Annotated in this window: 23 protein-coding genes, 1 tRNA gene and 1 riboswitch; of the genes, 15 read left to right on the top strand and 9 right to left on the bottom strand. The window is 62.5% G+C overall.

Going from position 1 to position 23,817, the window contains the following annotated elements:
- Nucleotides 1–606: 606 nt before the first annotated feature.
- Nucleotides 607–3,246: an FG-GAP-like repeat-containing protein gene (locus RBB16_RS15415; protein WP_306047006.1), complete on the bottom strand. Its 2,640-nt coding sequence runs from the start codon at nt 3,244–3,246 to the stop codon at nt 607–609.
- Nucleotides 3,247–3,467: 221 nt separating this feature from the next.
- Between RBB16_RS15415 and RBB16_RS15410 the strand changes: the two genes are divergently transcribed.
- Nucleotides 3,468–3,779: a hypothetical protein gene (locus RBB16_RS15410; RefSeq protein WP_306047005.1), complete on the top strand. Its 312-nt coding sequence runs from the start codon at nt 3,468–3,470 to the stop codon at nt 3,777–3,779.
- 228 nt (nt 3,780–4,007) lie between these two features.
- On the opposite strand, the gene RBB16_RS15405 is transcribed toward RBB16_RS15410, so the two are convergent.
- Genes RBB16_RS15405 through RBB16_RS15390 form a run of 4 tightly spaced genes read right to left on the bottom strand, consistent with a single transcriptional unit; the run spans nt 4,008 to nt 8,123 of the window.
- Nucleotides 4,008–5,300 (bottom strand): TRAP transporter large permease, encoded by a 1,293-nt coding sequence (locus tag RBB16_RS15405; RefSeq protein WP_306047004.1) that lies wholly within the window; start codon nt 5,298–5,300, stop codon nt 4,008–4,010.
- On the bottom strand, nt 5,297–5,797 hold the full coding sequence (locus RBB16_RS15400; RefSeq protein ID WP_306047003.1) for a TRAP transporter small permease: 501 nt from the start codon (nt 5,795–5,797) through the stop codon (nt 5,297–5,299). Before RBB16_RS15400 ends, RBB16_RS15405 begins: the two co-directional genes overlap by 4 nt.
- Before the next feature lie 56 nt (nt 5,798–5,853).
- Entirely contained in the window at nt 5,854–6,903 is a 1,050-nt protein-coding gene (locus RBB16_RS15395) for a TRAP transporter substrate-binding protein (protein ID WP_306047002.1), read from the bottom strand.
- A gap of 29 nt (nt 6,904–6,932) precedes the next feature.
- The gene (locus tag RBB16_RS15390; RefSeq protein WP_306047001.1) at nt 6,933–8,123 is read right to left on the bottom strand and encodes an amidohydrolase; all 1,191 of its coding nucleotides are present in this window, start codon (nt 8,121–8,123) and stop codon (nt 6,933–6,935) included.
- 142 nt (nt 8,124–8,265) lie between these two features.
- On the opposite strand from RBB16_RS15390, the gene RBB16_RS15385 reads away from it, so the two are divergent.
- The 7 genes from RBB16_RS15385 (at nt 8,266) to benD (ending at nt 15,636) form a co-directional block, all read left to right on the top strand.
- The gene (locus RBB16_RS15385; RefSeq protein WP_306047000.1) at nt 8,266–8,745 is read left to right on the top strand and encodes a MarR family winged helix-turn-helix transcriptional regulator; all 480 of its coding nucleotides are present in this window, start codon (nt 8,266–8,268) and stop codon (nt 8,743–8,745) included.
- A 60-nt stretch (nt 8,746–8,805) separates the two neighbouring features.
- Nucleotides 8,806–8,894, top strand: a riboswitch (glycine riboswitch).
- Between the two features lie 85 nt (nt 8,895–8,979).
- Nucleotides 8,980–10,263, top strand: coding sequence for a D-amino acid dehydrogenase (locus tag RBB16_RS15380; protein ID WP_306046999.1), 1,284 nt, complete (start codon nt 8,980–8,982; stop codon nt 10,261–10,263).
- A gap of 351 nt (nt 10,264–10,614) precedes the next feature.
- Complete coding sequence (locus RBB16_RS15375) at nt 10,615–11,763, top strand: muconate/chloromuconate family cycloisomerase (protein WP_306046998.1); 1,149 nt, start codon at nt 10,615–10,617, stop codon at nt 11,761–11,763.
- A gap of 72 nt (nt 11,764–11,835) precedes the next feature.
- Nucleotides 11,836–13,224, top strand: coding sequence for a benzoate 1,2-dioxygenase large subunit (benA, locus tag RBB16_RS15370; RefSeq protein ID WP_306046997.1), 1,389 nt, complete (start codon nt 11,836–11,838; stop codon nt 13,222–13,224).
- A gap of 12 nt (nt 13,225–13,236) precedes the next feature.
- On the top strand, nt 13,237–13,764 hold the full coding sequence (gene benB / locus RBB16_RS15365) for a benzoate 1,2-dioxygenase small subunit (RefSeq protein WP_306046996.1): 528 nt from the start codon (nt 13,237–13,239) through the stop codon (nt 13,762–13,764).
- 73 nt (nt 13,765–13,837) lie between these two features.
- Nucleotides 13,838–14,860, top strand: coding sequence for a benzoate 1,2-dioxygenase electron transfer component BenC (gene benC / locus RBB16_RS15360; protein WP_306046995.1), 1,023 nt, complete (start codon nt 13,838–13,840; stop codon nt 14,858–14,860).
- Nucleotides 14,857–15,636 carry a benzoate diol dehydrogenase BenD gene (benD, locus tag RBB16_RS15355; protein ID WP_306046994.1) on the top strand — a complete coding sequence of 260 codons (780 nt, stop codon included), beginning with the start codon at nt 14,857–14,859 and terminating at the stop codon, nt 15,634–15,636. Before benC ends, benD begins: the two co-directional genes overlap by 4 nt.
- A 61-nt stretch (nt 15,637–15,697) precedes the next feature.
- Here the strand turns inward: benD and RBB16_RS15350 are convergent, their stop codons facing one another.
- Nucleotides 15,698–16,588, bottom strand: coding sequence for a LysR family transcriptional regulator (locus RBB16_RS15350; protein ID WP_306046993.1), 891 nt, complete (start codon nt 16,586–16,588; stop codon nt 15,698–15,700).
- A gap of 97 nt (nt 16,589–16,685) precedes the next feature.
- On the bottom strand, nt 16,686–17,561 hold the full coding sequence (locus RBB16_RS15345; RefSeq protein WP_306046992.1) for a dioxygenase: 876 nt from the start codon (nt 17,559–17,561) through the stop codon (nt 16,686–16,688).
- 233 nt (nt 17,562–17,794) lie between these two features.
- Here RBB16_RS15345 and RBB16_RS15340 point away from each other — a divergent pair, with 233 nt between their 5' ends.
- The 4 genes from RBB16_RS15340 (at nt 17,795) to RBB16_RS15325 (ending at nt 20,294) form a co-directional block, all read left to right on the top strand.
- Entirely contained in the window at nt 17,795–18,208 is a 414-nt protein-coding gene (locus RBB16_RS15340; protein ID WP_306047009.1) for a hypothetical protein, read from the top strand.
- Nucleotides 18,205–19,062: an alpha/beta hydrolase gene (locus RBB16_RS15335; protein WP_306046991.1), complete on the top strand. Its 858-nt coding sequence runs from the start codon at nt 18,205–18,207 to the stop codon at nt 19,060–19,062. Before RBB16_RS15340 ends, RBB16_RS15335 begins: the two co-directional genes overlap by 4 nt.
- A gap of 234 nt (nt 19,063–19,296) precedes the next feature.
- The gene (locus RBB16_RS15330; protein WP_306046990.1) at nt 19,297–20,157 is read left to right on the top strand and encodes a 3-keto-5-aminohexanoate cleavage protein; all 861 of its coding nucleotides are present in this window, start codon (nt 19,297–19,299) and stop codon (nt 20,155–20,157) included.
- Nucleotides 20,154–20,294 carry a hypothetical protein gene (locus RBB16_RS15325; RefSeq protein ID WP_306046989.1) on the top strand — a complete coding sequence of 47 codons (141 nt, stop codon included), beginning with the start codon at nt 20,154–20,156 and terminating at the stop codon, nt 20,292–20,294. The genes RBB16_RS15330 and RBB16_RS15325 overlap by 4 nt, the downstream gene beginning before the upstream one ends.
- Here RBB16_RS15325 and RBB16_RS20705 read toward each other — a convergent pair.
- Nucleotides 20,241–20,933 carry a DUF6538 domain-containing protein gene (locus tag RBB16_RS20705; protein ID WP_371931256.1) on the bottom strand — a complete coding sequence of 231 codons (693 nt, stop codon included), beginning with the start codon at nt 20,931–20,933 and terminating at the stop codon, nt 20,241–20,243. The two genes, RBB16_RS15325 and RBB16_RS20705, sit on opposite strands and share 54 nt — an antisense overlap.
- Nucleotides 20,934–20,994: 61 nt before the next feature.
- Nucleotides 20,995–21,070: transfer RNA gene (locus tag RBB16_RS15320), tRNA-Thr, on the bottom strand.
- Between the two features lie 157 nt (nt 21,071–21,227).
- Between RBB16_RS15320 and RBB16_RS15315 the strand changes: the two genes are divergently transcribed.
- Genes RBB16_RS15315 through RBB16_RS15305 form a run of 3 tightly spaced genes read left to right on the top strand, consistent with a single transcriptional unit; the run spans nt 21,228 to nt 23,776 of the window.
- Nucleotides 21,228–21,983 carry an allophanate hydrolase subunit 1 gene (locus tag RBB16_RS15315; protein ID WP_306046988.1) on the top strand — a complete coding sequence of 252 codons (756 nt, stop codon included), beginning with the start codon at nt 21,228–21,230 and terminating at the stop codon, nt 21,981–21,983.
- Nucleotides 21,980–23,008 carry an urea amidolyase gene (locus tag RBB16_RS15310; RefSeq protein ID WP_306046987.1) on the top strand — a complete coding sequence of 343 codons (1,029 nt, stop codon included), beginning with the start codon at nt 21,980–21,982 and terminating at the stop codon, nt 23,006–23,008. The genes RBB16_RS15315 and RBB16_RS15310 overlap by 4 nt, the downstream gene beginning before the upstream one ends.
- Before the next feature lie 3 nt (nt 23,009–23,011).
- Nucleotides 23,012–23,776, top strand: a complete 765-nt coding sequence (locus RBB16_RS15305) for a 5-oxoprolinase subunit PxpA (protein ID WP_306046986.1) — start codon at nt 23,012–23,014, stop codon at nt 23,774–23,776.
- Nucleotides 23,777–23,817: the final 41 nt, after the last annotated feature.

The following is a 23,817-nucleotide window of genomic DNA, read 5'->3' as shown; positions in this document are numbered from 1 at the left end:
TGGCGGAACGTCAATACCGGGACTGTCGGCATGTACGACATGGATGGCGGGCCAAGCTGGCAGACCATCGGCCAGGCCGCGCTGGCATGGGACGTCGAAGGGCAATTCGTGGACGAGTTCGTGTTCTGAACGGAAATAAGCCTGGATGGAGATTCGGAGCAGGCAGATGACAGGATGGTCATCTGCCTGCTCTGTTCTTGATAGAATGGCGGTTGCGGCAGATGGCAACTGGCCTGAGCATCTCGATATAGGCGTTAGCCTTCCTGACCATTTTGCCAAATTCTTTCCCGGCTTGTCCCTTCGGAAGAGCACCCGAGGCGACAATCGAGGGCTGTAGCGCGTTCCGAAATGGTCTGCAGAACCGCTTTCTACGCCCTACTAAGCTGGACCACGCCAGTTCATTCCAAAGATCGCATTTGCTCAATGGCATGTGCTGACGGAGGCAGGGACCATCCTACAAGCTGCGGGCAATGGGCTGAAATCCCGGCATGATACTTACCCAATCTCGGGTCTCACGTATCCACAATTCAGCGGCAATCGCCCACAGCGAAGCAATTATACAGTCATCCGCCGGTCCTGAAGCCGGTGTCGGCTGGCCCGCCCCCGTCAGAACACGAACTCATCCACGAACTGCCCCTCGACGTCCCATGCCAGTGCGGCCTGGCCGATGGTCTGCCAGCTTGGCCCGCCATCCATGTCGTACATGCCGACCGTGCCGGTATTGACGTTCCGCCACAGGATGTCGTCCGTGCCGTCGCCATTGTAGTCGCCGGTGCCCACGATATCCCAATCGAAGCTGGCCTGACCGAGGCCCTGCCAGACCGGCGAACCGGAGCCCATGGCGTAGTAGCCCACAGCGCCCGAGCTCTCGTGCCGCCACAAGAGGTCATCCGTCCCGTCGCCGTCCAGATCGCCGGTCCCAACCAACCGCCAGTCGTTGGAGACATTGGCCACGACGCTCCAGGTTGGTGTACCCGCGCCGGACATCTCGAACTGGCCCACCTGGCCGGTCGTGGAGTTCCGCCAGATGATGTCGTCGATGCCGTCGCCGGTGATGTCGCCCGTCGCCACGATCTCCCACGGCGCAGATGAACCGCCGATCGTCTGCCAGGTCGCCGTGCCGCCCGACATGGCGAACATGCCCACGCCGCCATTGTTGCTGTTCTGCCAGAGGATATCGTCGGTACCGTCGCCGTTGAAATCGCCGACGCCCATGATCTGCCATTCCGCCCCGGCGGTGCCGAGCGCGTTCCAGACCGGGCTGCCGGTGCCCATGGCCGAGAAGCCGATGCCGCCGGAGGTATCGTTGCGCCACAGAATGTCGTCGGTCCCATCCCCGTCGAAATCCCCGAGCCCGCCGATCTGCCAGGCGGTGCTCTCGCCGCCCAGAACGCTCCAGGTGGGCGTGCCGCCAGCCATGTCGAACATGCCGTACTGACCCGTCGTGCCGTTGCGCCACAGAATGTCCGACGTTCCATCGCCGGTCAGGTCGCTTTCGGGGTCGCTGTCGCCGACACGGATGCGCCCTGCGAGGCCTGCGGTGCTGGTCACACCGTTGAGTGTCAGCGTGTAACCGCCGCCGAAGTCGAGCACGAGATTGCCACTTTGGACGACTGCCGAGGCCAGCAGCGAGCTGACATCGCCAAACCATGAGGTCAGGTTGAGCCGAATAAAGTCCCCGTTGAAGTCCGTGATGACGTCCTGTCCGCCGGAATAGATGAACGTATCGACCGCGGCACCTCCGGTCAGGGTGTCATTGCCGAGGTTGCCATCGAGCACGTTGGCCACGTCATTGCCGATGATCGTGTCATTTCCCCGACCGCCGGTCGCATTCTCGATGACGGCCCCGGCAGCGATGGTGAAGCCGCCATGCACCCCGGTGACATAAGAGACATAGCCTCCGCCATTCGCCGAATAGGTCAGCGGGGCCTCGCGCAGGTCGATTATGGAGGACAGCAGGCCGGGGTTGACGATCGTGTCAATGCCGCCGGTATCCCAGATCGTCGAGTAGTAGGCGTGGGAAAAGGCTGTCTGATTGACCGTGAACAGTTCGTAGGTGTCGTTGCCGTTGTTGAAGGTGGTGTTTGCCCCGTAGAGCGACTGAAGAACCGCGATATCCATGGCCATCGGCGTGCCTTGCCAGCCGTAATTGTCCGACGGGCTGGCCCCGTGCGGGGCGGTCTGCCAGCCATCGTTATAGGACATCGTCGTGTAGATGCCCTGGTTCAGGTCGAAATCGCCCAGGCTGCCGAAAGGCCCGGTCACGCCGTCCATGATGGAAGACGTGCCGCCGGTGTCATGGGGGTGAGACAGGCCCATGCCGTGCCCGATCTCGTGGATCATGGTGATAAACCCGTAGCCACCCTGAGCCTGGCCGAGAGTCGTCCAGCCCTGGCCGCCATTGTAGAACACGCCGTGGCCGTCGAGGTTGTTGTAGGAGGTGCCGTTGATCGTCACCGAGGTGCCGCCAACGCCCCAATAGCCGAGGGAGGAGTCCGGGTCGGTGGATTCGACCATGAAGAAATCGGCCTGGTTGGGGTTCGTGACCACGTTGAAAGTCACGTTGGCCACGTTCTCGAAGGTCTCGAAGGCCAGCATCGCCTGCTGCTGTTCGTAAGTGCTCCAGGTCGAGGTGGTCTGTGGCGTGTCAAAGGGGTCATCGAAGCTGACGCCGCCGGGCACGAAGTAGACATTGATGGAGCTGGGGGCCGTATAGCCCCAGGTGATCGAGTCCAGCAGGTCGTTGCCGGAGGGCGGCGGCGGGTTGGTGCCTCCGCCGCTCATGGTCAGGGTGTAGGTGCCTGTATCGACCGTGCTGCCGGTATAGCCGGGGCTGTTGTAGTAGCTGTCAGCGGCGATGTAGTAGGTGCCGCTCGATGCTGCGGTGTAGACGATCTGGGAGTTCAGGTTGCCAGACCCGATATCGTCATTGCTCCGCACCGGGTTTGAGGCCCCGTCATAGAGATAGAGATACGGATCCGTCATCGAGCCAGCGGTCATCGTGAAGGTATAGGTCACGCCCGCCGTGAGATTCACTTCGACCCAGTCCCAATCGTTGTCAAAGCCAAGCGTGCCAACGAAGGAATCGCCCGAAGACATGCCGTAAACAGTGCTGGAATTTCCAGCTGCATCGGAGGTTTCGGAGATGGTCAGCGCGTTTTCGCTGCCAGTGTCATGCAGCCAGTCGCCATCGGTTTTGAAAGGATTGAATATGGCGCAGGTCAAACACATATCTGGTCTCTCCATGTTGCGTCCCGGCTGTTGCATCCAAGGGCAGGAGGCGGCGGACCCCCGACGGGACATCATTCATTTGCACAGCCAAAGGCCGCTTTGAATAGTCTTCGGGGACTGGTACGTTCTGCCAAAAGCGCGTCGAAGAAAGCTGCAAGACCGGGCAAAACGCGGTGGCTGCCAGGCATCTCCCCCGAAAGAACGCAACCACCACGAATACTTAACGGAGATTTAGGATGAAATTCAAGCTTGGCCACATGGTAAATCTGGCCGGGCTTCTGATGGCAGGAGGCCTGACGATGGTCGCGGACAGCTCATTTGGCAACGGGACAGGCGCTGGCGATGCGCTGCCCCATGCCGAGGGTCGAGAATTCACCACGCTGGATGCCTATCTGGCGCATCTGCAGGACCTTGGGACCATCGGGATCGCCTGGTATGAGCGGATGCCAGACGGGCGCTATCAGCTCGTCAGGCGCCGCCCGCCCTGGGAACAGCCCGAGGTCTTCACGCGCGAAGAATTGCTGGAACGGTTCGGGTTCGAGGAATAGCAGCCGCGCGGTTTTGATCGCCGTCGGTCGGGGCGCAGGGGGCCGGAGTAATGGGCGCCGCATCGTCATGCGCCATGCGGTGGCCGCGGGCCTCGACATCGACAGGCAGGCCACCGAAACGGCAGGGGCTTTGCTCGGCAAGTCACGGCATCAGCCCAAGCATGTCCTGAAGAGCAGGAACGATTCCTGCTCGACCGGATCTGCCAGATGCAGAGGCTTTGCACCTGGTCAACCGATCGTACTGCCCAGCCAAAGCGTGATCGCGGGGAAGGCGATCAGAGCAGCCAGCCGCAGGACATCCGCTGCGATGAAGGGCACGAGCCCCTTGAAGATCCGCACCACGGGCACCTCTGGCAGCACCGCCTTCAGGACGAAGACGTTCATGCCAACCGGTGGCGTGATCAACGCGATCTCGGTCACGACGATGACGATGATCCCGAACCAGACCAGGTCGAACCCCTGCGCCACCACGATCGGGGCAAAAAGCGGCACGAAGATCAGGATGATCGCCATCGAGTCCATCACGCAGCCGAGCACGAGGAAGACCAGCATGATCGCGAGGATCAGCATCGTGCCCTCCAGCCCGGTCGATTGCACGAGGCCCAGAACGCCCGCCGCAAGGCCCGACAGGGTCAGCAGTTTCGACAGCATCAGCGCGCCGAAAAGCACCGTGTAGAGCGAGACCGAGGTATAGGCGGTGTCGACGATGATCCTGCGCAGAGTGGCCCAGTTCAGGCGTCCGTGCAGCGTGGCGATCAGGATCGCAAGGCCCGCGCCCATGCCCGCCGCTTCCGTGGGCGTGAAGAGCCGGGCGTAGAGCCCGCCGATGATGAGCCCAAAGAGCAGCAGGAAGGGCCAGACACCGGACAGGGCGCGCAGTTTCTCGGGCCAGGGGGTGCGTTCGCCCTGCGGGGCGTGTTCGGGCTTGCGCGCGGCGACAAGGCGGATCGCCAGCATGTACATGGCGAGGCCGAGCAGGCCGGGCACCACGCCCGCGATGAACAGGTCGCCGATATTGGTCTGGGTCAGGATGCCGTAGATCACCATGATGATCGACGGTGGGATCAGAATGCCCAGGGTGCCACCCGCTGCGATGGTGCCTGCCGCCAGTTCATCGGAATAGCGGTATTTCTTCATGCTGGGGTAGGAGACCTTGGCCATGGTCGCGGCAGTGGCGTAGCTCGATCCGCAGACCGCCGAGAACCCGGAACAGGCCACCATGGTCGAGAGCGCCAGCCCCCCGCGCACATTGCCGACGAAGGCGTAGGCGGCGCGGAACAGATCCTGTGCGATACCGGTTTTGGAAATGACGTTGCCCATCAGGATGAACATCGGCACCACGGCAAGGTCATAGGACAGAACCGCGTCGGCGATGGTGAGCGGGATCAGCTGGAAGGCGATGTTCCAGTTGATGGCGAAGCCGATCCCGGCCACCGAGACCGCCAGAAGGGCGAAGGCAAGCGGAACGCGCAGGAAGGCGAGGATGATGGCCGAGGCCATCGCGATGGAACCGACGATCATAGGGCTTCCTCCTGGTGGGTGTCTTCGGGATCGACCATCGGCCCGGCGAGGGCGATGATCAGCGCGGCGAGGGCCGAGAGGCCGAGGCTTGCGGACATGACGAAGTAGAGCGGTGCGCGCGGCACCCGCAGGGCTTGGCTGACCTCGGAAATCTGCGAGGCGTTCAGCCCGTGCTTGACGAAGAGCCAGGCCATCATCGCCAGAACGGCGGTGACAAGGACCGAGATCAGCACCCGCCACCAGCCCATCCGGGGGCTGGAGATCAGCTTGTCGAACAAGTCGATAGTCAGGTGGGCGCCGGCGGCGGTCACCAGCGGCAGGCCGGAAAAGACGACCAGCGCCATGAGGTGTTCGGTGATGTCGTTCGAGCCGTAGATCGGCGCGCCGAAGATGCGCCTGCCGATGACGTCTGCGAAGGTCAGGGCCACCATGGACAGAAGGAACAGGGCCATCACCGTTTCGACGGCATGCCGGATCTTCCATGTCAGGTTTCGCATGTTTTCTCCTCCCCTTTTGTGGCCGGAGGCAGGCGGGCTGCCCCCGGTCCTGCCGATCAGCTGCCGGAGGCCTCTGCGTTGACGAGGTCCGTGTAGGTTCGGGTGTAGAACTCCAGAACGGCGGCCGGATCCTCGACCCCGGCGGCGGTGGCGGCGGTGATCCATTCGGCGATCATGTCGTCGGTGATGGCATCGACCGCTGCGACCAGTTCGGGCGAGGCTTCCACGATCTCGTGGCCTTCGCCGGACAGGGTTTCGAACGCGGCGGCGTTCTGGATGTCGAAGGTCGCCCCCCAGGCCGCCGACAGGGCCTCGCCCGAGATCTCTTCGATCGCGGCGCGGTCTGCGTCGCTCAGGCCGTCCCAACGGGCGCCGTTCATGGCGATGAAGAAGCTCGCGTCGTAAAAGCCGCCCGGAAACACGGTGTGGTGGGTCAGGCTTTCGTCGAGGCGAAAGTTGACCACGGATTCCATCGTGTGCAGCGAGCCGTCGATGACGCCGCTTTCCAGCATCTCGTAGGCGCGGGTTGCGGGCGAGGCTACGGGAACCGATCCGAGCGCGGTCAGCAGCTGTTCCTGGATCGGGCCACCCATGCGGAACTTTTGCCCTTCCATGTCCTCGGGCGCGGAAATGGTGGTGGAGCCGTGGTGAAGCTGACCGCCACCGAAGAGGCCGACGCCCAGAACTTCAACGCCGTCGAACGCCGCGTTGTCGGCAAGATAGGTGTCAAAGGTGCGCCACAGGGCAACGCTTTGCGCTTCGGCATTGGTGCCGGAGTTCGGGAATTCCGAGAACCACATCGAAACGAAGCGCTCGGGCTCGTAGGTGAAGTTGCCCCAGGTGATGTCGGCCACGCCATTGCGCGCCAGTTCCCAGTGTTGCGGCGGGCTGGCCAGCGGCGCGGGCAGGATCATGATGGTGACGCGGCCCTCGGTGGCCTCGGCCACGCGCTCGGTGAAGGGCACGAGGATGTCGGTGTGTACGAAATGGGTCGGCGGAACCCAGGACGACATGGTCAGCACTTCGGCGCTTGCAGCCTGGGTGCTTGCGACAATCGCGATGGCGGCGACCGACGCCTTGAGGGTTTTGGTGGTGAAGTAGGTCATCTGGAACCTCCCTTTGATGACGGTGTGTTTCAGGTGTTCGCTTGCGCGTTGAGCGAACGGCTCGTCCGCGTTCGGGCGAGATCGGCAAAGATTGCCGCGCCGACGGGGATGATCTCGGGGTCGAAGACATATTCGGGGTGGTGGGGCGCGCGGCCCGACTGGCCGACGAAGAAATAGGCACCCGGAACGCGCGCGCTGAATTCCGAGAAATCCTCGGAGGCCATCAGGCTGCGGGCGTTCTCGATCACCTTGTCGGGGCCGATGACGCGGCTGGCCGACGTCACGACGGCGGCCACGGCGGCGGGGTGGTTCATGGTCACTGGCGCGACCTTTTCCACGGAAACGGTTGTCGTGACGCCGAAGATCGCGTCGGTCGCGCGGGCGGTGTCGGTCAGGAGCGTTTCCAGGCGGTCGCGGACCGAGGTTGCGGTCGTGCGCATGGTGCCTTCGAGCCGGATTTCCTCGGGCAGGATGTTGCGGGCGGTGCCGCCGCGCAAAGTGCCGAAGGAAATCACGCCCGCGTCGCGGGCATCGAAAGCGCGCGTCGCGGCCTGCTGGACAGAGGTCAGGAAACTGGCGGCGGCGAGCATCGCGTCCTCGCCGGTATGCGGCATCGCGCCATGGGCACCGTTCGCGCGGATCGTCACGTCGATATTGTCAGCCGATGCCAGCGCAGACGATGCGGGAACCGCGACGGCCCCCTCCGGCAGGCCCGGCAGATTGTGCAGGGCGTAGATCTCGTCACATGGGAAGCGCCCGAACAGCCCGTCAGCCAGCATGGCGCGCGCCCCGGTCAGAAGCTCTTCGGCGGGCTGGAAAATGAAACGGATCGTGCCGTCGAAGTCGCGGTGCTGTGCCAGGTAGGCGGCGGCGGTCAGCGACGTGACCGTGTGCCCGTCATGGCCGCAGCCGTGAAAGCGTGCCGCATCCGTGGAGCGGTAGGCGACATCGGCCTTTTCTTCCATCGGCAGCGCGTCCAGTTCGGCCCGGAAGGCGATGCAGCGGCCAGGGCGTTCGGGGCTGGCGTCGCGGCCATACAACGTGCCGACAACGCCTGTTCCGCCGATGCCGGTGGCGACCTCGAAGCCGAAATCGGCCAGGCGCGCGGCAACAAAGGCGGCGGTACGGACCTCTTCGAACCCGGTCTCGGGGTGGGCATGCAAGTCCTGAAGCCAGGCCAGCGATGTGTCGCGCTGCGTGTCATACCAGGTGTCGAACATGTCGGCTTTCCCTTGATTCTCAGGGTGAGATGGTTGCATGTTGAGACTTGTATCCCAAAAAGGTTTCAAGCTGAGAATAAATTGACCACCCAACAGGTATCGTGCGATACCTTTTGAGTATGAACGGAAGGGCAGGGCCAAAATGCTGGAGAAAAAAACCTTTCAAAACGAGCGGTTGACCTACCGTCTCGATATCGTCGCGCAAGAGGCGATCCGGGCAAACGATGCCATCTTCCTGCGAGAAACCGGCTGCCGAATCCGGGAGCTGAGGGTTTTGCGTCTGGTTGACGATTCTCCGGGAACGACGTTTGCAGAGATATTGAAGTCAACCGGACTCGAACGCAGCCTGACCTCAAGGATTATCCAAAGCCTCCTGGGTGCTGACCTGATCTATCGCGAAAACTCCCCCGAGGATGCACGCGTTTTCTTCCTCCGAACGACCGAAAAAGGAAAGCAGGTGCGCCGGATCGCAAGGGACCTGTCGGACCGGCTTGAGGTAATTCTGACCGAGCCGCTGAGTGCGGATGAGATGGCGCAATTGAACGGGCTGCTGCTGCGGTTGGGGCGTTGGGTCACCTCTCCGGAATACAAGGACTCTCTGCGCGACGCCTGTGCAACATAGGTATCAAGAAAAGATAGTCTTGATATGAGAATAAATATCGACTATCACCACTCTGCCAACGAAGCCGAGACAGGAGAGGCTGGCCAACATGCCGGCGCCGAAGGAGCAACCCCCCGGAACCTCTCAGGCAAAAGGACTGTGATCGGACAGGCAATCTGAAGCGTGGTGCCGCCCGCGACAGAGGGGATGAGCCCGCCGAACGGCGGAACCTAACCTTTGGTCGCGGAGGACATGATGACCAGAATTGCCGTAATTGGCGCCGGAATCACCGGCGTGACGACTGCTTCCAGCCTCATGGACCGGGGCTACGAGGTGACGCTTTTCGACCGCAACCGTTATGCGGCGATGCAGACGTCCTTCGCCAATGGCGGGCAATTGTCCGCGTCGAATGCCGAAACCTGGAACCGGCTGTCCACCGTCTTCAAGGGCATGAAGTGGATGATGACACGGGGCGCGCCGCTTCTGATCAACCCGCGCCCGAGTTGGCACAAGTACAGCTGGATGGCCGAATTCATCGCCGCGATCCCGCAATACCGGGCCAACACCGTGGAAACCGCCCGCATGGCGATTGCCGCAAGGGGTTTGCTGCGCGAAAAGGCCGACCGGTTCGGCTTCGACTTCGACTGCGAAAACCGGGGCATCCTGCATATCTACACCGACAAGGCCGAGTTCGACCACGCCACCGAGGTCAACAGGCTGCTGGCCGAAGGCGGGCTCACGCGCCGCGCCGTCGCCCCGGAAGAAATGCGCCAGATCGAACCGGCGCTGAGCGGGGAGTTCTACGGCGGGTACTACACGGAAAGCGATTTCACCGGCGACATTCACCGCTACACGACGGGTCTTGCCAAATCCATTGAAGCGAGCGGCGCGGTGTTGCGTTTCGGAACGGATGTGGAAGATATCCGCGCCGATGACAAAGAGGTGCGCATCACCTGGAGCCGGAACACCGAAAGCCAGGTCGAGACCTTTGACGGCATTGTAGTCTGTGCCGGTGTCGAAAGCCGGGCCATCGCAGCGCAGCTTGGTGACCGGGTGAATGTCTACCCGGTGAAGGGCTATTCCATCACCGTTCGCCTCGATGACGAGGAAAGCCAGCGCGCGGCGCCCTGGATCAGCTTGCTTGATGACGAGGCCAAGGTGGTCACCAGCCGCCTTGGCAAGGACCGGTTCCGGATTGCCGGAACGGCGGAGTTCAATGGCTATAACCTCGATATCCGGGATGACCGCATCCGCCCGCTGGTCAAGTGGTGCGAACGTTTCTTCCCGGGCGTCAGCACGGAACACGCCATTCCCTGGGCGGGCCTGCGCCCGATGATGCCGAACATGATGCCCAAGGTGGGGCAGGGTGTTCGGGACCGGGTGTTCTACAATACCGGGCATGGACATCTGGGTTGGACCTTGTCCGCCGTGACGGCCGAGATGGTGGCAGAAACTGTCTCGGAATCCCGCACGGTAAACGGGTCGTGCGGTGAATCTTTGGGCACCTCTACCGCTCTGAGAACACAGGGGGCCATGTGATCTATATCCCTTCATACGACGACATGCTTGCCGCGCAGGACCGGATCGCGCGCATATCCGCCGAACACCGGTGCGGGTGTCGGCCTGCAAGACCTTGCTGTCGCTGCCGCGGTCGTCAACCTCGCCGTTGAGCGCGGCGTCGCTATAGAGATTGCGTTCTCGTCCGCCGCCACCCATGTTGACGGTCCAGATCAGGCGTCACAATTCGTGGCGCCTGTTTTGGTATTCGAGCTGTCGCAACCGGCATGCATCTCGTCAGGGTATCACCCAAGACCCCCCCAATCATCGACAGAATCCGGCCCGGGCAGGCAATCTGCATCCAATCGAAACTTGCAGTTGCGGTGAGCCCCAGTGACCAAGATTGACCAGATCGAGACCATGATCCTCGACATCCCGACCATTCGCGGTCACGTGCTGTCCATGGCCACGATGCGGACGCAAACCGCCGTGCTGGTCAGGGTCAAGTTCTCGGACGGCTCCGAAGGTATTGGCGAAGGCACGACGATCGGCGGGCTGAGCTACGGACCGGAAAGCCCCGAAGGCATCCTGTCGGCGATAGACACCTATATCGCGCCAGCGCTGATCGGGCGGAACGCGGATGATGTGAATGGCGCGATCCAGCTGATCGACAAGCTGGTCAAGGCCAATCGCATCGCCAAGACAGCGGTCGAGATCGCCCTCTGGGACGGGCTGGGCAAGCGGTTGGGCGTGCCGGTGTCGCAACTCTTCGGCGGGTCGGTGCACGAGCGTCTGCCGGTCGCCTGGACCCTGGCTTCGGGCAATTCGGACACCGATATCGCCGAAGCCCACGAAATGATCGAAACCCGCCGTCACAACATCTTCAAACTGAAGATCGGCAAGCGCTCTGTGCGCGAGGACGTGGCGCATGTGGCGCGGATCAAGGAGGCTGTTGGCGACGCTGCAAGCGTGCGCGTCGACGTGAACACGGCATGGTCCCTTCAGGACGCGCGCTGGGGTCTCAAGGGCCTTCAGGATGCAGGCTGCGAACTGGTCGAGCAACCGGTTCCCGCCCGCTATCGCCGTGCAATGGCGGAGCTGACCAGAGGCTACGAGATCGCCGTGATGGCGGACGAGGCGCTGAATGGCCCCGAAGACGCTTTGGAAGTCGCGGCCGCGCGCGCGGCAGATGTGTTTGCCGTAAAGATCGGGCAGTCCGGCGGTCTCAAGCGTGCATCGGAAGTCATTGCCATCGGGCAGGCGGCGGGTCTTGGCCTCTATGGCGGCACGATGCTGGAAACCGGGCTGAGCACCGCCGCCGCGTTGCAGTTGTTTTCGACCGTCGAAGATCTGACCTGGGGCACCGAGCTTTTTGGCCCGCTTCTTCTGACCGAGGACATTCTGGCTGACCCAATCGTCTACCGCGACTTCTGCGTCGAGATCCCCAAGGGCACCGGCATCGGCGCAACGCTTGATCCCGACAAGGTTGATTTCTTCCGCCGCGATGGCGGGCGGACCATGAAAGCCGTCGCCGGCGAATAGGCCCGCGACACCACGTCAAAACCAGCCGAAGCGCGCAACAGGGTGCCAAGGCAGTCAGGAGGAGGACCACACATGTTCACCCAATCCAATCTCGATGAATTCGAGGCCCGCCTCGACGGTGCGATCCAGGACGATCCCGAAAACGGCGTCTTCCGCTGCCGACGGGACATCTTCACCGATGAAGAACTGTTCGAACTGGAGATCAAGCACATCTTCGAAGGCAACTGGATCTACATGGCGCATGAAAGCCAGATCCAGGAACCGGGCGACTATTTCACGCTGCACATGGGCCGCACGCCCGTGGTCATCACCCGCGACAAGGATGGTGAGCTGCACGCGCTGGTCAACGCCTGTTCGCACCGGGGCGCGCAGCTCTGCCGCTTCAAGCGCCGCAACCAGAAGACCTTCACCTGCCCGTTCCACGGCTGGACCTTCTCGAACACCGGCAAGCTGCTGAAAGTGAAGGACCCCAAGGGCGCGGGCTATCCCGAGCAGTTCAACACCGACGGCAGCCACGATCTGACCAAGGTGGCCAGGTTCGAGAATTATCGCGGCTTCCTCTTCGGCTCGCTCAACGCCGACGTGCAGCCGCTGGAGGATTACCTCGGCGAAGCGCGCAAGATGATCGACATGATCGTCGATCAGGCCGACGACGGGCTGGAGGTGCTGCGCGGGTCTTCGACCTACACCTATGACGGCAACTGGAAGCTTCAGGCCGAAAACGGCGCCGATGGCTATCACGTGTCCGCCGTGCACTGGAACTACGTCGCCACCACGGCGCACCGCACCGACGACGGCAAGGAAGACAATATCAAGGCGACCGATGCCTCCAAATGGGCCAAGCAGCGCGGCGGGTTCCACGCCTATGAGAACGGTCACATCCTGCTGTGGACGGAATGGGCCGACCCGACCAACCGCCCGGGTTATCCGCGTCTTGAGGAATGGACCGAGCGCTTCGGCAAGACCAAGGCGGATTGGATGGTGGGCGTTCTGCGCAACCTCTGCCTCTATCCCAACGTCTTCCTGATGGACCAGTTTTCCAGCCAGATCCGGGTGTTCCGCCCGATCAGCGTCGACAAGACCGAGGTCACGATCTACTGCATTGCCCCCAAGGGTGAGAGCCAGGAAGCGCGCACGCGTCGCATCCGCCAATACGAGGATTTCTTCAACGCCTCCGGCATGGCGACGCCGGATGACACCGAGGAATTCCGCGCCACGCAGCGCGGCTATGCCGGGGCGGCCCACGCCCAGTGGAACGACCTGACCCGTGGCGCGACCCAGTGGATCAAGGGCGCCGACGAGGACGCCAAAGCGCTCGGGATCGAGGCTGTCCTGTCGGGCGCGCGCACCGAGGACGAAGGGCTCTTCGTCATCCAGCACAGCAACTGGTCCGACCGTATGGGTGAGGCCATCGCCAAGGAACGCGCCACGGCGTCCGCAGCCCGCACCGCGGCCGAGTGAGGAGACAGAGAGATGAGCATCGCAACGCTTGAACGCCCCGCCACCGACACGGAACTGAGCTTCGCCGAGATCCAGGCCTTCCTTCATGCAGAGGTCCGCGCGCTCGATGATCGCGATTGGGACACCTGGCTGACCTTCTATCACAAGGACTGCCCGTTCTGGATGCCGGCATGGGACGACTACGACACGCTCACGGAAGATCCGGCAAACGAGATGTCGCTGATGTACTACCCCAACAAGCAGGGCATCGAGGACCGCGTGTTCCGGATCAAGACCGACCGGTCCTCGGCCACGTCGCTGCCGGAACCCCGGACGAACCACAACATCGCGAATATCGAGGTGCTGAGCCAGGAGGGGTCGCAACTCAAGCTGCGCTTCAACTGGCACACGCTGAGCTATCGCTACGGCGACACCGACCAGCACTGGGGCACGTCCTTCTACACCATCGACACCAGCGGGCCGAAGCTGCTGATCACGTCGAAGAAGGTGGTCCTGAAGAACGATCACATCCACCACGTGATCGACGTCTACCACGTCTGATCCCTGTTCAACCGGATCGCAACAGACCCCGCGCGCCCGCTCATGGCGCGCGGCCAAGGGAGGAGCTTGGCCCATGACGACCTACAACGTTGCCCTGAACTTCGAAGACGGTGTCACCCGTGTCATCCAGTGCGATGACGACGAAAAGGTGACCGATGCCGCCTTCCGCCAGAAGATCAACCTGCCGATGGATTGCCGCGATGGCGTCTGTGGCACCTGCAAGTGCTTTGCCGAAAAGGGCGAGTACGAGCTGGAATTCTACATGGACGAGTCCATGTCGGACGAGGAGGCGGAACAGGGCTATGTCCTGACCTGCCAGATGATCCCCGAAAGCGATTGCGTGCTGCGCGTCCCGGCCTCGTCTGCCCTGTGCAAGACCGCGCCCGAGGCGGTCGAGGGCGAGGTTCTGGGCGTCGATCGCCTGTCGGAAACCTCCTTCGGCCTGCGCGTCAAGCTGGCCAAGCCCATCGGGTTCCTCCCCGGTCAATACGTGAACGTGACCGTGCCCGGAACGGGCGTGCACCGGTCCTATTCCTTCTCGTCGGCCCCCGGCGCCGAGGAGGCCACTTTCCTGATCCGCAATCTGCCCGGTGGGGTGATGAGCAGCTATCTTGGCGAACGCGCTCAGGCGGGCGATGCCGTCACGCTCACCGGTCCCATGGGGGCCTTCTACCTGCGCCCCGTCGAGCGCCCGCAGCTCTGGCTGGCCGGTGGCACGGGGCTGGCCCCGTTCCTGTCGATGCTGGAACAGGTGGCGGAGCAGGGCGCGGATCACCCCATCACGCTCTACTATGCCGTCACCCGCGCCGCCGATCTGGTGGAACTGGAGCGGGTCCGCGAACTGGCCGACAGGATCGGCAATGTGACGGTCATCACCATCCTCGCCGCCGAGGAGGAAGCGCATGACCGCAAGGGCTTCGTCACCGATCACGTGACCGCCGACGATCTGAATGCAGGCGATGCCGATGTCTACCTGTGCGGTCCTCCGCCGATGGTCGATGCGGTGCGCGCGCATTTCGCCAAACTGGGGGTCGATCCCGCGAATTTCTACTTCGAGAAGTTCAACCCGACCGAGGCGGAGGCGGCTGCAGCATGACCCGGCGGTTCGACGATAAGGTGATGGTCGTCACCGGCGCGGCGCAGGGAATTGGCCGCCTGGTGGCCGAGCGCGCCGCCGCCGAAGGCGCCCGCGTGCTGATCGTCGACCGCTCACCCGCCCGAAAGGACGTGGTCGCCACGATCCGGGGGGCAGGGGGCATGGCCGAGGCGATCTCGGTCAATCTCGAAACCTGGGCGGGCTGCGAGAAGGCCATGCAGAAGGCCGTGGAGCTCTGGGGGCGCATCGACATCCTTGTGAACAACGTCGGCGGCACCATCTGGGCCAAGCCATATGAAAACTATGAACCCAGGCAGATCGACGCCGAGCTGCGCCGCTCGCTCTTCCCCACACTCTACTGCTGCCGGGCGGCCATCGAGCACATGCTGCCGCGCGAAAGCGGCGTGATCGTCAACGTCTCGTCCATCGCCACGCGCGGGCTGAACCGCGTGCCTTATGCGGCGGCCAAGGGCGGGGTGAACGCGATCACGGCAAGCCTCGCCTGGGAAGTGGCCGAACGCGGCATCCGCGTGGTCGCGACCGCGCCGGGCGGCACCGAGGCCCCGCCGCGCATCGTGCCGCGCAACCCCAATGCGGAGGAGGAGCAGCGTGAAGACTGGTACCAGACCATCGTCGATCAGACGATCCAGTCCTCGCTGATGAAACGCTATGGAACACTCGACGAACAGGCAGGACCGATCCTGTTCCTGGCGTCGGATGACGCCTCTTACATCACAGGCGTGACCCTGCCCGTGGGAGGCGGAGACCTGGGCTGACACGGGCGATCTGTCCGCTTAACCGGCCCGGCTGCGCCCTTGGGGCCGCCGGGCCGACCCGCTAGATCACTTTCCGCGCCACCTTCTGGGCGATGGTGACGAAGTTCTTCACATGGACCCCCTGATCGTCGAGCCGGTAATTCACCGAAAGCTCCGTTCTGGCGATCTCCGGTTCGATCTTCAGGAACTTCATCCCTTTCCTGGGCGCATTGGCCACCGACTCCGGCACAACGCAGACGCCTTCGCCAACGGCCACAAGCCCGAGCGCGGTTTGCAGATCCATGCACCAGATCCGCAACGGGGCCTCGAACCCGGCCTCTTCGATCGCGTTCAGCACCATGTCGGCATAACTTGGCCGTGGTCGTTCCGGGTAGAGGATCAGGTTGTGGGTCATCAGCCGTTCGAGCTTGGCCACAGAGCGTGACCCGGTATCCACGATGTCCGGCAACGCAAGGATCAGCTTTTCCTCGATAAGGTGTTTGGACAGGAATTCCGGATCCTTGAGCGTCGGTCTCGCGAACACAACATCGAGCTCGCGTGACACAAGCGCCCTGTGCAGCTCGGCATTGTTCATGGGATTGAGGCTGAGGTTCACCTCGGGGAAATTCGCCCGGTAGGATCGTATGATGTTGGGCAGGATGCCGAAGGTGGCCGATCCAACAAAGCCGATTCTGAGCCGACCTTCGGAGCCCTGGCCAAGACGGCGGACTTCCAGCTTGGTGTCATCAAGCTGCGCGATGATTGACCTGCCGCGCTTCAGCAACCGCTCGCCTGCCTGAGTCAGGGTGATTGCACTGCGGCCCCGATTGAACAAGACAGCCTGAAGCTCTTCTTCCAGCTGCTTTATCGACCGGCTGAGCGGGGGTTGCGCCATGTCCAGCCTTTCGGCGGCACGCCCGAAGTGCAGTTCCTCGGCAACTGCGATGAAATAGGCCAGCTGTTTGAAGTTCATCTTTGCCGCCCTCCCAGGATGTCACGTTAAGCGATCCCTCAAACTGAAAAAAGGCCCCCGAACAAGCGGGGGCCAGTCTTCAGGGAGGAATGTCGGATTATTCGGCGGCGACGGCCTTTTCATCGGCTTCGGCCTTAAGAACGAAGTCGAATTCGAAGTGCAGGTCCGTGCCGAGGTCTTTCGCGGCGGGTTTGAACTTGCCGATCAGGCTCTCCTTCACGGCGAACACGCTGTCATCCTCAAGCCACGCGCTGTCCGCGTCGTAGATCTGGCTGATCAACGGGCGATAGCCTTCGCGCGAAATGATGAAGTGCATGTGGCCGGGGCGGTTCGGGTGATGACCCATGAAGCGCAGCAGTTCACCGGCGGTTTCATCGTCCGGGATCGGGTAGGGGACGGGGCGCACCGCGACAAAGGCGTAGTGGCCGTTTTCGTCGGTCTCGAACCGGCCGCGCAGGTTGTATTCCGGCTGATCGGGGTCCAGGTTTTCATAGATGCCGTTCGGCGCGTCTTCCCAGACGTCGAGCGTCACACCGGCGATGCCATTGCCGTTTTCATCCTTGATGTAGCCTTCGAAATAGGCGGTTTCTTCGTTGTCATAATGTTTCTGGATGGTCGACGCACCCTTGGGCAGAACCGGCGGGTTTTCGCGATAGAACGGCCCCAGAACGGTGGATTCGCTCTCGTTGCCTTCGACGGGGTTGGTCATCATGTCGACCAGCACTTCAACGCCAAGGATGTCGCCCAGTAGAATGAACTCCTGGCGGTTGTCATTGCAGAGCTTGCCAGCGCGGGCGAGGTAGTCGCAGACGAACAGGAATTCGTCATGCTGCAGTTTCACGTCCTTGATGAAGGCGTGCAGATGCTTGACCAAGCCGGTCGCGAGTTCGCGCTGGCGGCCGGTGATGTCGCCATGCTTGCCGAGGCTGTCGATCACGACCTCGGTGATGTTGTCTTGGTTGACGATGCCCATGGGTATTTCCTCCTCCTGGCAGTCTGAATATCTGAGTGCGAGTTGCTTCAATGCTGCCCGCCATAAAACAGACTTCGCCGAATCCCCGTGCTTACCCAATGCCCGTGGCGGTATCGGGTGATACCAGCGGCGGGCTGGCCCTGGCAGAACTATGAAGTCCCTGCGATCTGCAGGTCAGAGTATTGACCCATACCCCTGCTGGCATGGCCCCGGTGCAGCTGATCGTGGCAGCTATGGTCCAGCTTACGAACGCATGGGAGGCCAGGGTGATCGATACCTTCAAGCAAATTCAAACGCGCCTAGAGGCAACGCCGCATTTGCAGCGACTCGGCCGACTGTTTTCCGAAACGGTTCTGATCGAGATCGACGGGACCGAGTTTTACCTGTCGTTCGAAAAAGGCCGCATCGTCTCTGTTGTCGAAGGTCCAAGTCGCAAGACACCGTGGCGCTTTGCGCTGCGGACGGATGCGGAAGCGCTGCAGAAGTTCTGGCAAGCGCGTCCTGAACCCGGATTCCACGATGTTTTCGGACTGGTGAAGATCGGCCGCGGCCGAATCGACGGCGACATCCTGAGCCTCGTGAAAAACCTTCTTTTCTTCAAGGACGTTCTGGGACTGGCCCGCGGCAAAGAGGAGTTTGCGGCATGAGCATCGAGCCCATCACCGGTCGTTACCTGACAGTCACCATCGAGGGCGCAGCACGCCGCATTTATTTCGAAGAGGCCGGGCAGGGACGCCCTGTCGTCTGTTTGCATACCGCAGGCGCCGATACCCGTCAGTGGCGTCACCTGATGAACGATGCCGAGATCACCGAATCGAACCGCCTGATCGCCTTCGACATGCCCTGGCACGGCAAATCCCTGCCGCCCGAGGGCTTCGAAACTCAGGAATACCTGCTGACGACCGAGGCCTATATCGAAACCGTTCTGGCCGTGATCGAGGGCCTCGGTCTGGACCGGCCCGTTCTGGCGGGCTGTTCCATGGGCGGGCGCATCGCGCTGCAACTGGCGGCGCTTCACCCCGACAGGTTCAGCGGCTTCATTGCCATCGAGGCCTCGGATTTCCAGCCCGCCTGGTACGATATCGACTGGTTCCACCGCCCCGACGCGCATGGCGGCGAGATGGGGGCTGCATTGGTGTCCGCCAATATCTCTCCCTACGCACCCAATGCCGAGCGCTGGAACACGCTGTGGATGTTCATGCAAAGCGGTCCGGGCGTATTCCGGGGTGATCTGAGCTTCTACACCAAGGATGACAGCCTGATCCCGCGCCTGCCGACCATTGATACGGGGGCGACCCCGGTTCACATCATCGTCGGTGCCTATGATCTGACCTGCACGCCTGACGACGCTGAACGGACCGCCAAGGCCATTCCCGGTGCAACCCTGGCCGTCATGGATGAGCTTGGTCACTTCCCGATGAGCGAGCACCCGGAGGTGTTCCGCCCATTCTTCGTGGACGCGCTGGAAAAGATGCCGGGAACCGCCGCCAAAGCCGCCTGACAGATCAACCGCCGCACGGGAGGAGGAGCCATGTGCAAGAACGCCAATACCCCATGCCCAGGATGCAAGAAGCACAACAGGGACGATGCCGTCTGGATGTTCTTCACCGATGAAGAACGTCAGACCCTTGAGGCAGCGAGCAAGCATCCGCCCCTTTCAAATCTGCGATCCTGAACACTGAAAAACCAGGGCACTTCGGTAATCTGACCGGAGTGCACAATTCGGAATGAAATCATGACCAAGCCTTGCATCATCTGTGTGGCGATCACGGGCAGCCTGCCTACGAAAGCCAACAACCCCGCCGTTCCGATAACTGTGTCGGAACAAGTGGAGTCGACTCACGAGGCGTTTGAGGCAGGCGCCACCATTGTTCATGCCCATGTGCGAAATGACGATGAAACGCCATCGTCCGACCCCGAGAAATTCGCCGCGCTGAAGGACGGGATCGAGAAACACTGCCCCGGCATGATCATCCAGTTTTCGACCGGCGGACGGTCGGGCGCCGGCCAGACGCGGGGCGGAATGCTGCTTCTGCGCCCTGACATGGCGTCCCTGTCGGTTGGGTCGAACAACTTCCCGACCCGCGTCTACGAGAACCCGCCGGCTCTTGTCGACTGGCTTGCCAGCGAAATGCTTCTGCACGAGATCAAGCCGGAAATCGAGGCCTTTGACCTGAGCCATATCCTGAAAGCGAAGGACATGGTCGACAAGGGGCAGCTTGCCGGGACACCCTATATCCAGTTCGTGATGGGCGTGAAAAACGCCATGCCGGTCGACCGGGATGTGTTCGACTACTACATCCACACCGTCCGCCGCCTCTTCGGCGAAGAAACGCCCTGGTGTGCCGCGGGCATCGGTGCCAATCAGCTCAGACTGAACGAATGGGCCATCGCAGCGGGTGGCCATGCCCGCACCGGGCTCGAGGACAATGTCCGCCTCGACCGTGACCGGCTTGCCCCCAGCAATGCCGCATTGGTGCGCCGTGTCGTGGACATCTGCGACAGCAACAATCGCCCCGTGGCGCGTTGGCAAGAGGCGCGCCGCATTCTCGGTCTGCGCCTGCCTGAACAGACCAGGAAAGGCCAAGCCGCATGAAGAATGCATATGGTTTCGCCGACGAGGCGCTCGCGACGGCATGCGGATCGCCGCCGGGGGGGCTCCATGGCATCCCCGAGCGGCTAATTGACGGGATCGAGAAAGCGGGCACCAAGGTGCTGACCGTCGCGTCGTAGCAAAATGCGCCGGGGGCGGCTTTGACAAACAACGGCTGAGGTCCGGCGCGGAAGAATGGGCCCCTTCCCGATGGGGCAACCATCGTCGACGCGTGGTGCCTTTTTTGGTTCCGGCGAAGGACATGACTGGGCACAGCATGTTCGATCTTGTGCCCGGGACTGACGAGAGGCCTCTGTGCTCTTTGAAGAAATAACGCAGAACGCGTTTGCGTCCGCCTTGGTGTAGGCTTGGAGGTCTTTGTCGCCACATGCGTCGATGCCGTAGCCACAGGCCCTCTCAGCTGCCCTGTGAAAGGTCACAGGTGAGCTGTAGATATATGATCCAGCTTCTGACAGCTTGATCGAGGCCGATGACATGGGCTGCTGCTCGGGACCATCAGGGCGAGTAGCCACCTGCAGCCGCAGCATGTGCTTGCCCGGAAGGTCTGTGGCCTGGCACCGCAGGTGGTACCAATACTCGTGCAGTTGATCGGCTGCTCGTCTGGCCGTGGATTCTACGATCCTCAGGGCTTTAATGCGGAGTGAGTATGCGATCCGGGGAGAAGTACAGTGGCGTTTTAGCTCTTTCGGGATTCGACGGCTGAAGTGGAAGACCCCGTCTTTCACGAAGGTGACCGTTGGTGAAATGGTCTCTGACATGGTCTGCGGCTCCTAGCGGTGGCTAAAAGCTGAATCGAAACCAATGAGTTAGCTCGGGAAGTGGTGCCGGTCGAGGGACTCGAACCCCCGACCCCCTGATTACAAATCAGACGCTCTACCAGCTGAGCTAGACCGGCTCGGGGCATTCGATATGAAATTGCAGGGCCGGATACAAGAGCGAATGCGCCTGGTCGAGGGCCGGGTGCCGCGCGGCAGGAAAATCACCCGTCCGGGCCTTGCAACCACTCCGCAGGGGCCGCACCATGGCACCGGACCAAGAGGGACAGGCAGGCCATGGGTGGCACAGAACAGGATAGCGGGTTTCCCCGGCTTCACCGGATGGGCGAGGCGGGTCTGCTGGTCGAATTCGGGGATCGCCTGTCAATGGCCGTCAATGCCGCGACGCTGGCATTCCGGGCGGCCGTCGAGGCCGCCGCCTGGGACGGTGTCGAGGAAAGCGCCACCTCGCTGAAATCGGTGTTCCTTCGCTTCGACCCGGTCCGGCTGAGCCATGAAGCGCTCGAAGCCGCTCTGAAGGATCTGTTGCGAAGCCGTGACTGGTATGGCGTGCCCTTGCCCCGTGGACGCAAGCTGTGGCGTGTGCCGACGGTGTTCGGAGGCGATCATGGCCCACAGCTGGAAGAAGCGGCCAGCATGGCCAAGCTGTCGCCGGATGATGCGGTCGCGCAGATTTCCCGGACTCCGGTCCGGGTGCTGACCATCGGATTCTCACCGGGGATGCCCTATCTGGGCCGATTGCCGGAGATGTTTGATATCCCTCGGAAAACCGAGTTGAATCCACATGTTCCGGCGGGCGGTCTGGCCTTGGCGATCCGCCAGTTGGTGCTGTTTCCTGTCGGCACCCAGACCGGCTGGCGCTGGATCGGACGGGCGGCGATTGACGTGTTCGGCCAGCAGGCAGAGCAGCCCTTTCCCCTGACCGCGGGCGATGAGATCCTGTTTCAGCCGGTCACGGAATCGGCCTTCGAAGATGCCTGGGCCGGGGTGGAAGCCGGTCGGATGATGGCAAGTTGCGAGGCCCTGCCATGAGCGCGGTCCTGCAGATCCTGTCCGCCGGGCCGGGGCTGTCCTTGCAGGATGCGGGCCGTCCGGGGCTTCTGTCCAAGGGATTGTCGCGCGGCGGTGCGATGGACCCGCTGGCGCTGGCGGAAGGGGCGGCGCTCCTGCGATCCGATCCGGGCCGGGCGCTGGCCATCGAGATGGCCGGGGCAGGGGGCACCTTCCGGGCCGAGGGCGCGGATCTGCTGATTGCCCTGACCGGTGCGCCGATGACCGCAGAGATTGATGGGGCCCGACTGCACTGGTCTGGCAGCCATGTGTTGCCGCGCGGCGCGACGCTGAAGATCGGCGGGGCGCTGAAGGGCAGCTATGGCTATCTCAACGTGTCGGGATTGGATGCGGCAGAGATCCTCGGTGCACGGTCCGCCCATATCTCTGGCGGGATCGGCGGGCGTTTTCAGGCCGGCGACCGGCTGACCTGCCGTCCTGCACCGGATGCGGGGGGCATGATGATTGCCGCCGATGATCGCTTTTCTGGCGGTGAAATCCGTATCCTCCCCTCGGTGCAGACCGATCAATTCGCCACCGATACGCTCGCCCGTCTGGAAACGACCGCCTTTCACAAGGATGCCCGTGCCAGCCGCATGGGCGCGCGGATGGGCCATGATGGCCCGGGCTTTTCCTCGGATGCGCATCTGGCGATCCTGTCCGAGATCATCGTGCCCGGCGATGTGCAGGTGATCGGCGATGGCTCGCCTTTCGTGCTGCTCAACGAATGCCAGTCCATGGGGGGCTATCCCCGCATCGCGACGGTGATCAGCGCCGATCTGACCAAGGTCGCGCAAGCGGCGCCCGGCAGCCCGATCCGGTTTCGTTTCGTGACGCTGGCAGAGGCGCTATCCGCGCGAACGTCGCTCGATAAGTATCTGAAATTACTCCCCTCCCGTGTTGAACCCCGCGTGCGCCATCCCGGTGACATACCTGACCTTCTATCCTATCAACTGGTGAGCGGCGTGATTTCCGCCCATCATGACCCCCATGAACAGGAGACTTGAGCCATGACCATCCGCGTCGATCTGAACGCCGATATGGGCGAAAGCTTCGGTCCCTGGCCCATGGGCAATGATGCCGAGGTGCTGAAGGTCGTGACATCGGCCAATGTGGCTTGCGGTTTTCACGCGGGCGACCCGAGCGTGATGGCCGAGACGATCAAGGTGGCACAGGCCAATGGCGTCGGCATCGGCGCGCATCCGGGCTTTCCCGACCTTCAGGGCTTTGGACGCCGACGCATGCAGATGGGGCGCGAGGACCTGCAAAACGCGATCCGCTACCAGTTCGGGGCGATCAGGGGCATGGCCCGCGCGCTTGGCGCCGAGGTGCGGCATTTCAAGCTGCACGGGGCGCTGTCCAATATGTGCTCCGAGGATGAGGAGATGGCCCGCGCCTGTTATGAGGCGGCGCTGTCGGTCGATCCCGACGTGATCATCTTCGTTCTGGCCTCGACCGCGCAGGAACCGGCGGTGAAGGCTTTGGGCGCGACCTACGCGGGCGAGATCTTTGCCGATCGGGCCTATAATGACGACGCCACCCTTGTGGACCGCAGCCTGCCCGGCGCGGTGATCCATGACGCGGACCGGGCGGCCAAACGCATGGTCGAGATGGTCAAGGCAGGCGCGATCATCGCGGAATCGGGCAAGGTGATCCCGTCGCGCGTCGATACGATCTGCCTGCATGGCGACAACGAGACCGCGCTGCAAATTGCCCGTGCGGTGCGTGCCGGGTTGGAAGCCGAGGGCGTCAAACTGGCCCCAGTGGGGGCATGAGTCTGGCCCTGTCGCCTTGCGTCATGATCCTGTTTCATGCC

Source organism: Nioella sp. MMSF_3534, from assembly GCF_030732985.1.
Classification (GTDB): domain Bacteria; phylum Pseudomonadota; class Alphaproteobacteria; order Rhodobacterales; family Rhodobacteraceae; genus Nioella.
This window is presented reverse-complemented; position numbering and strand designations above follow the sequence as displayed.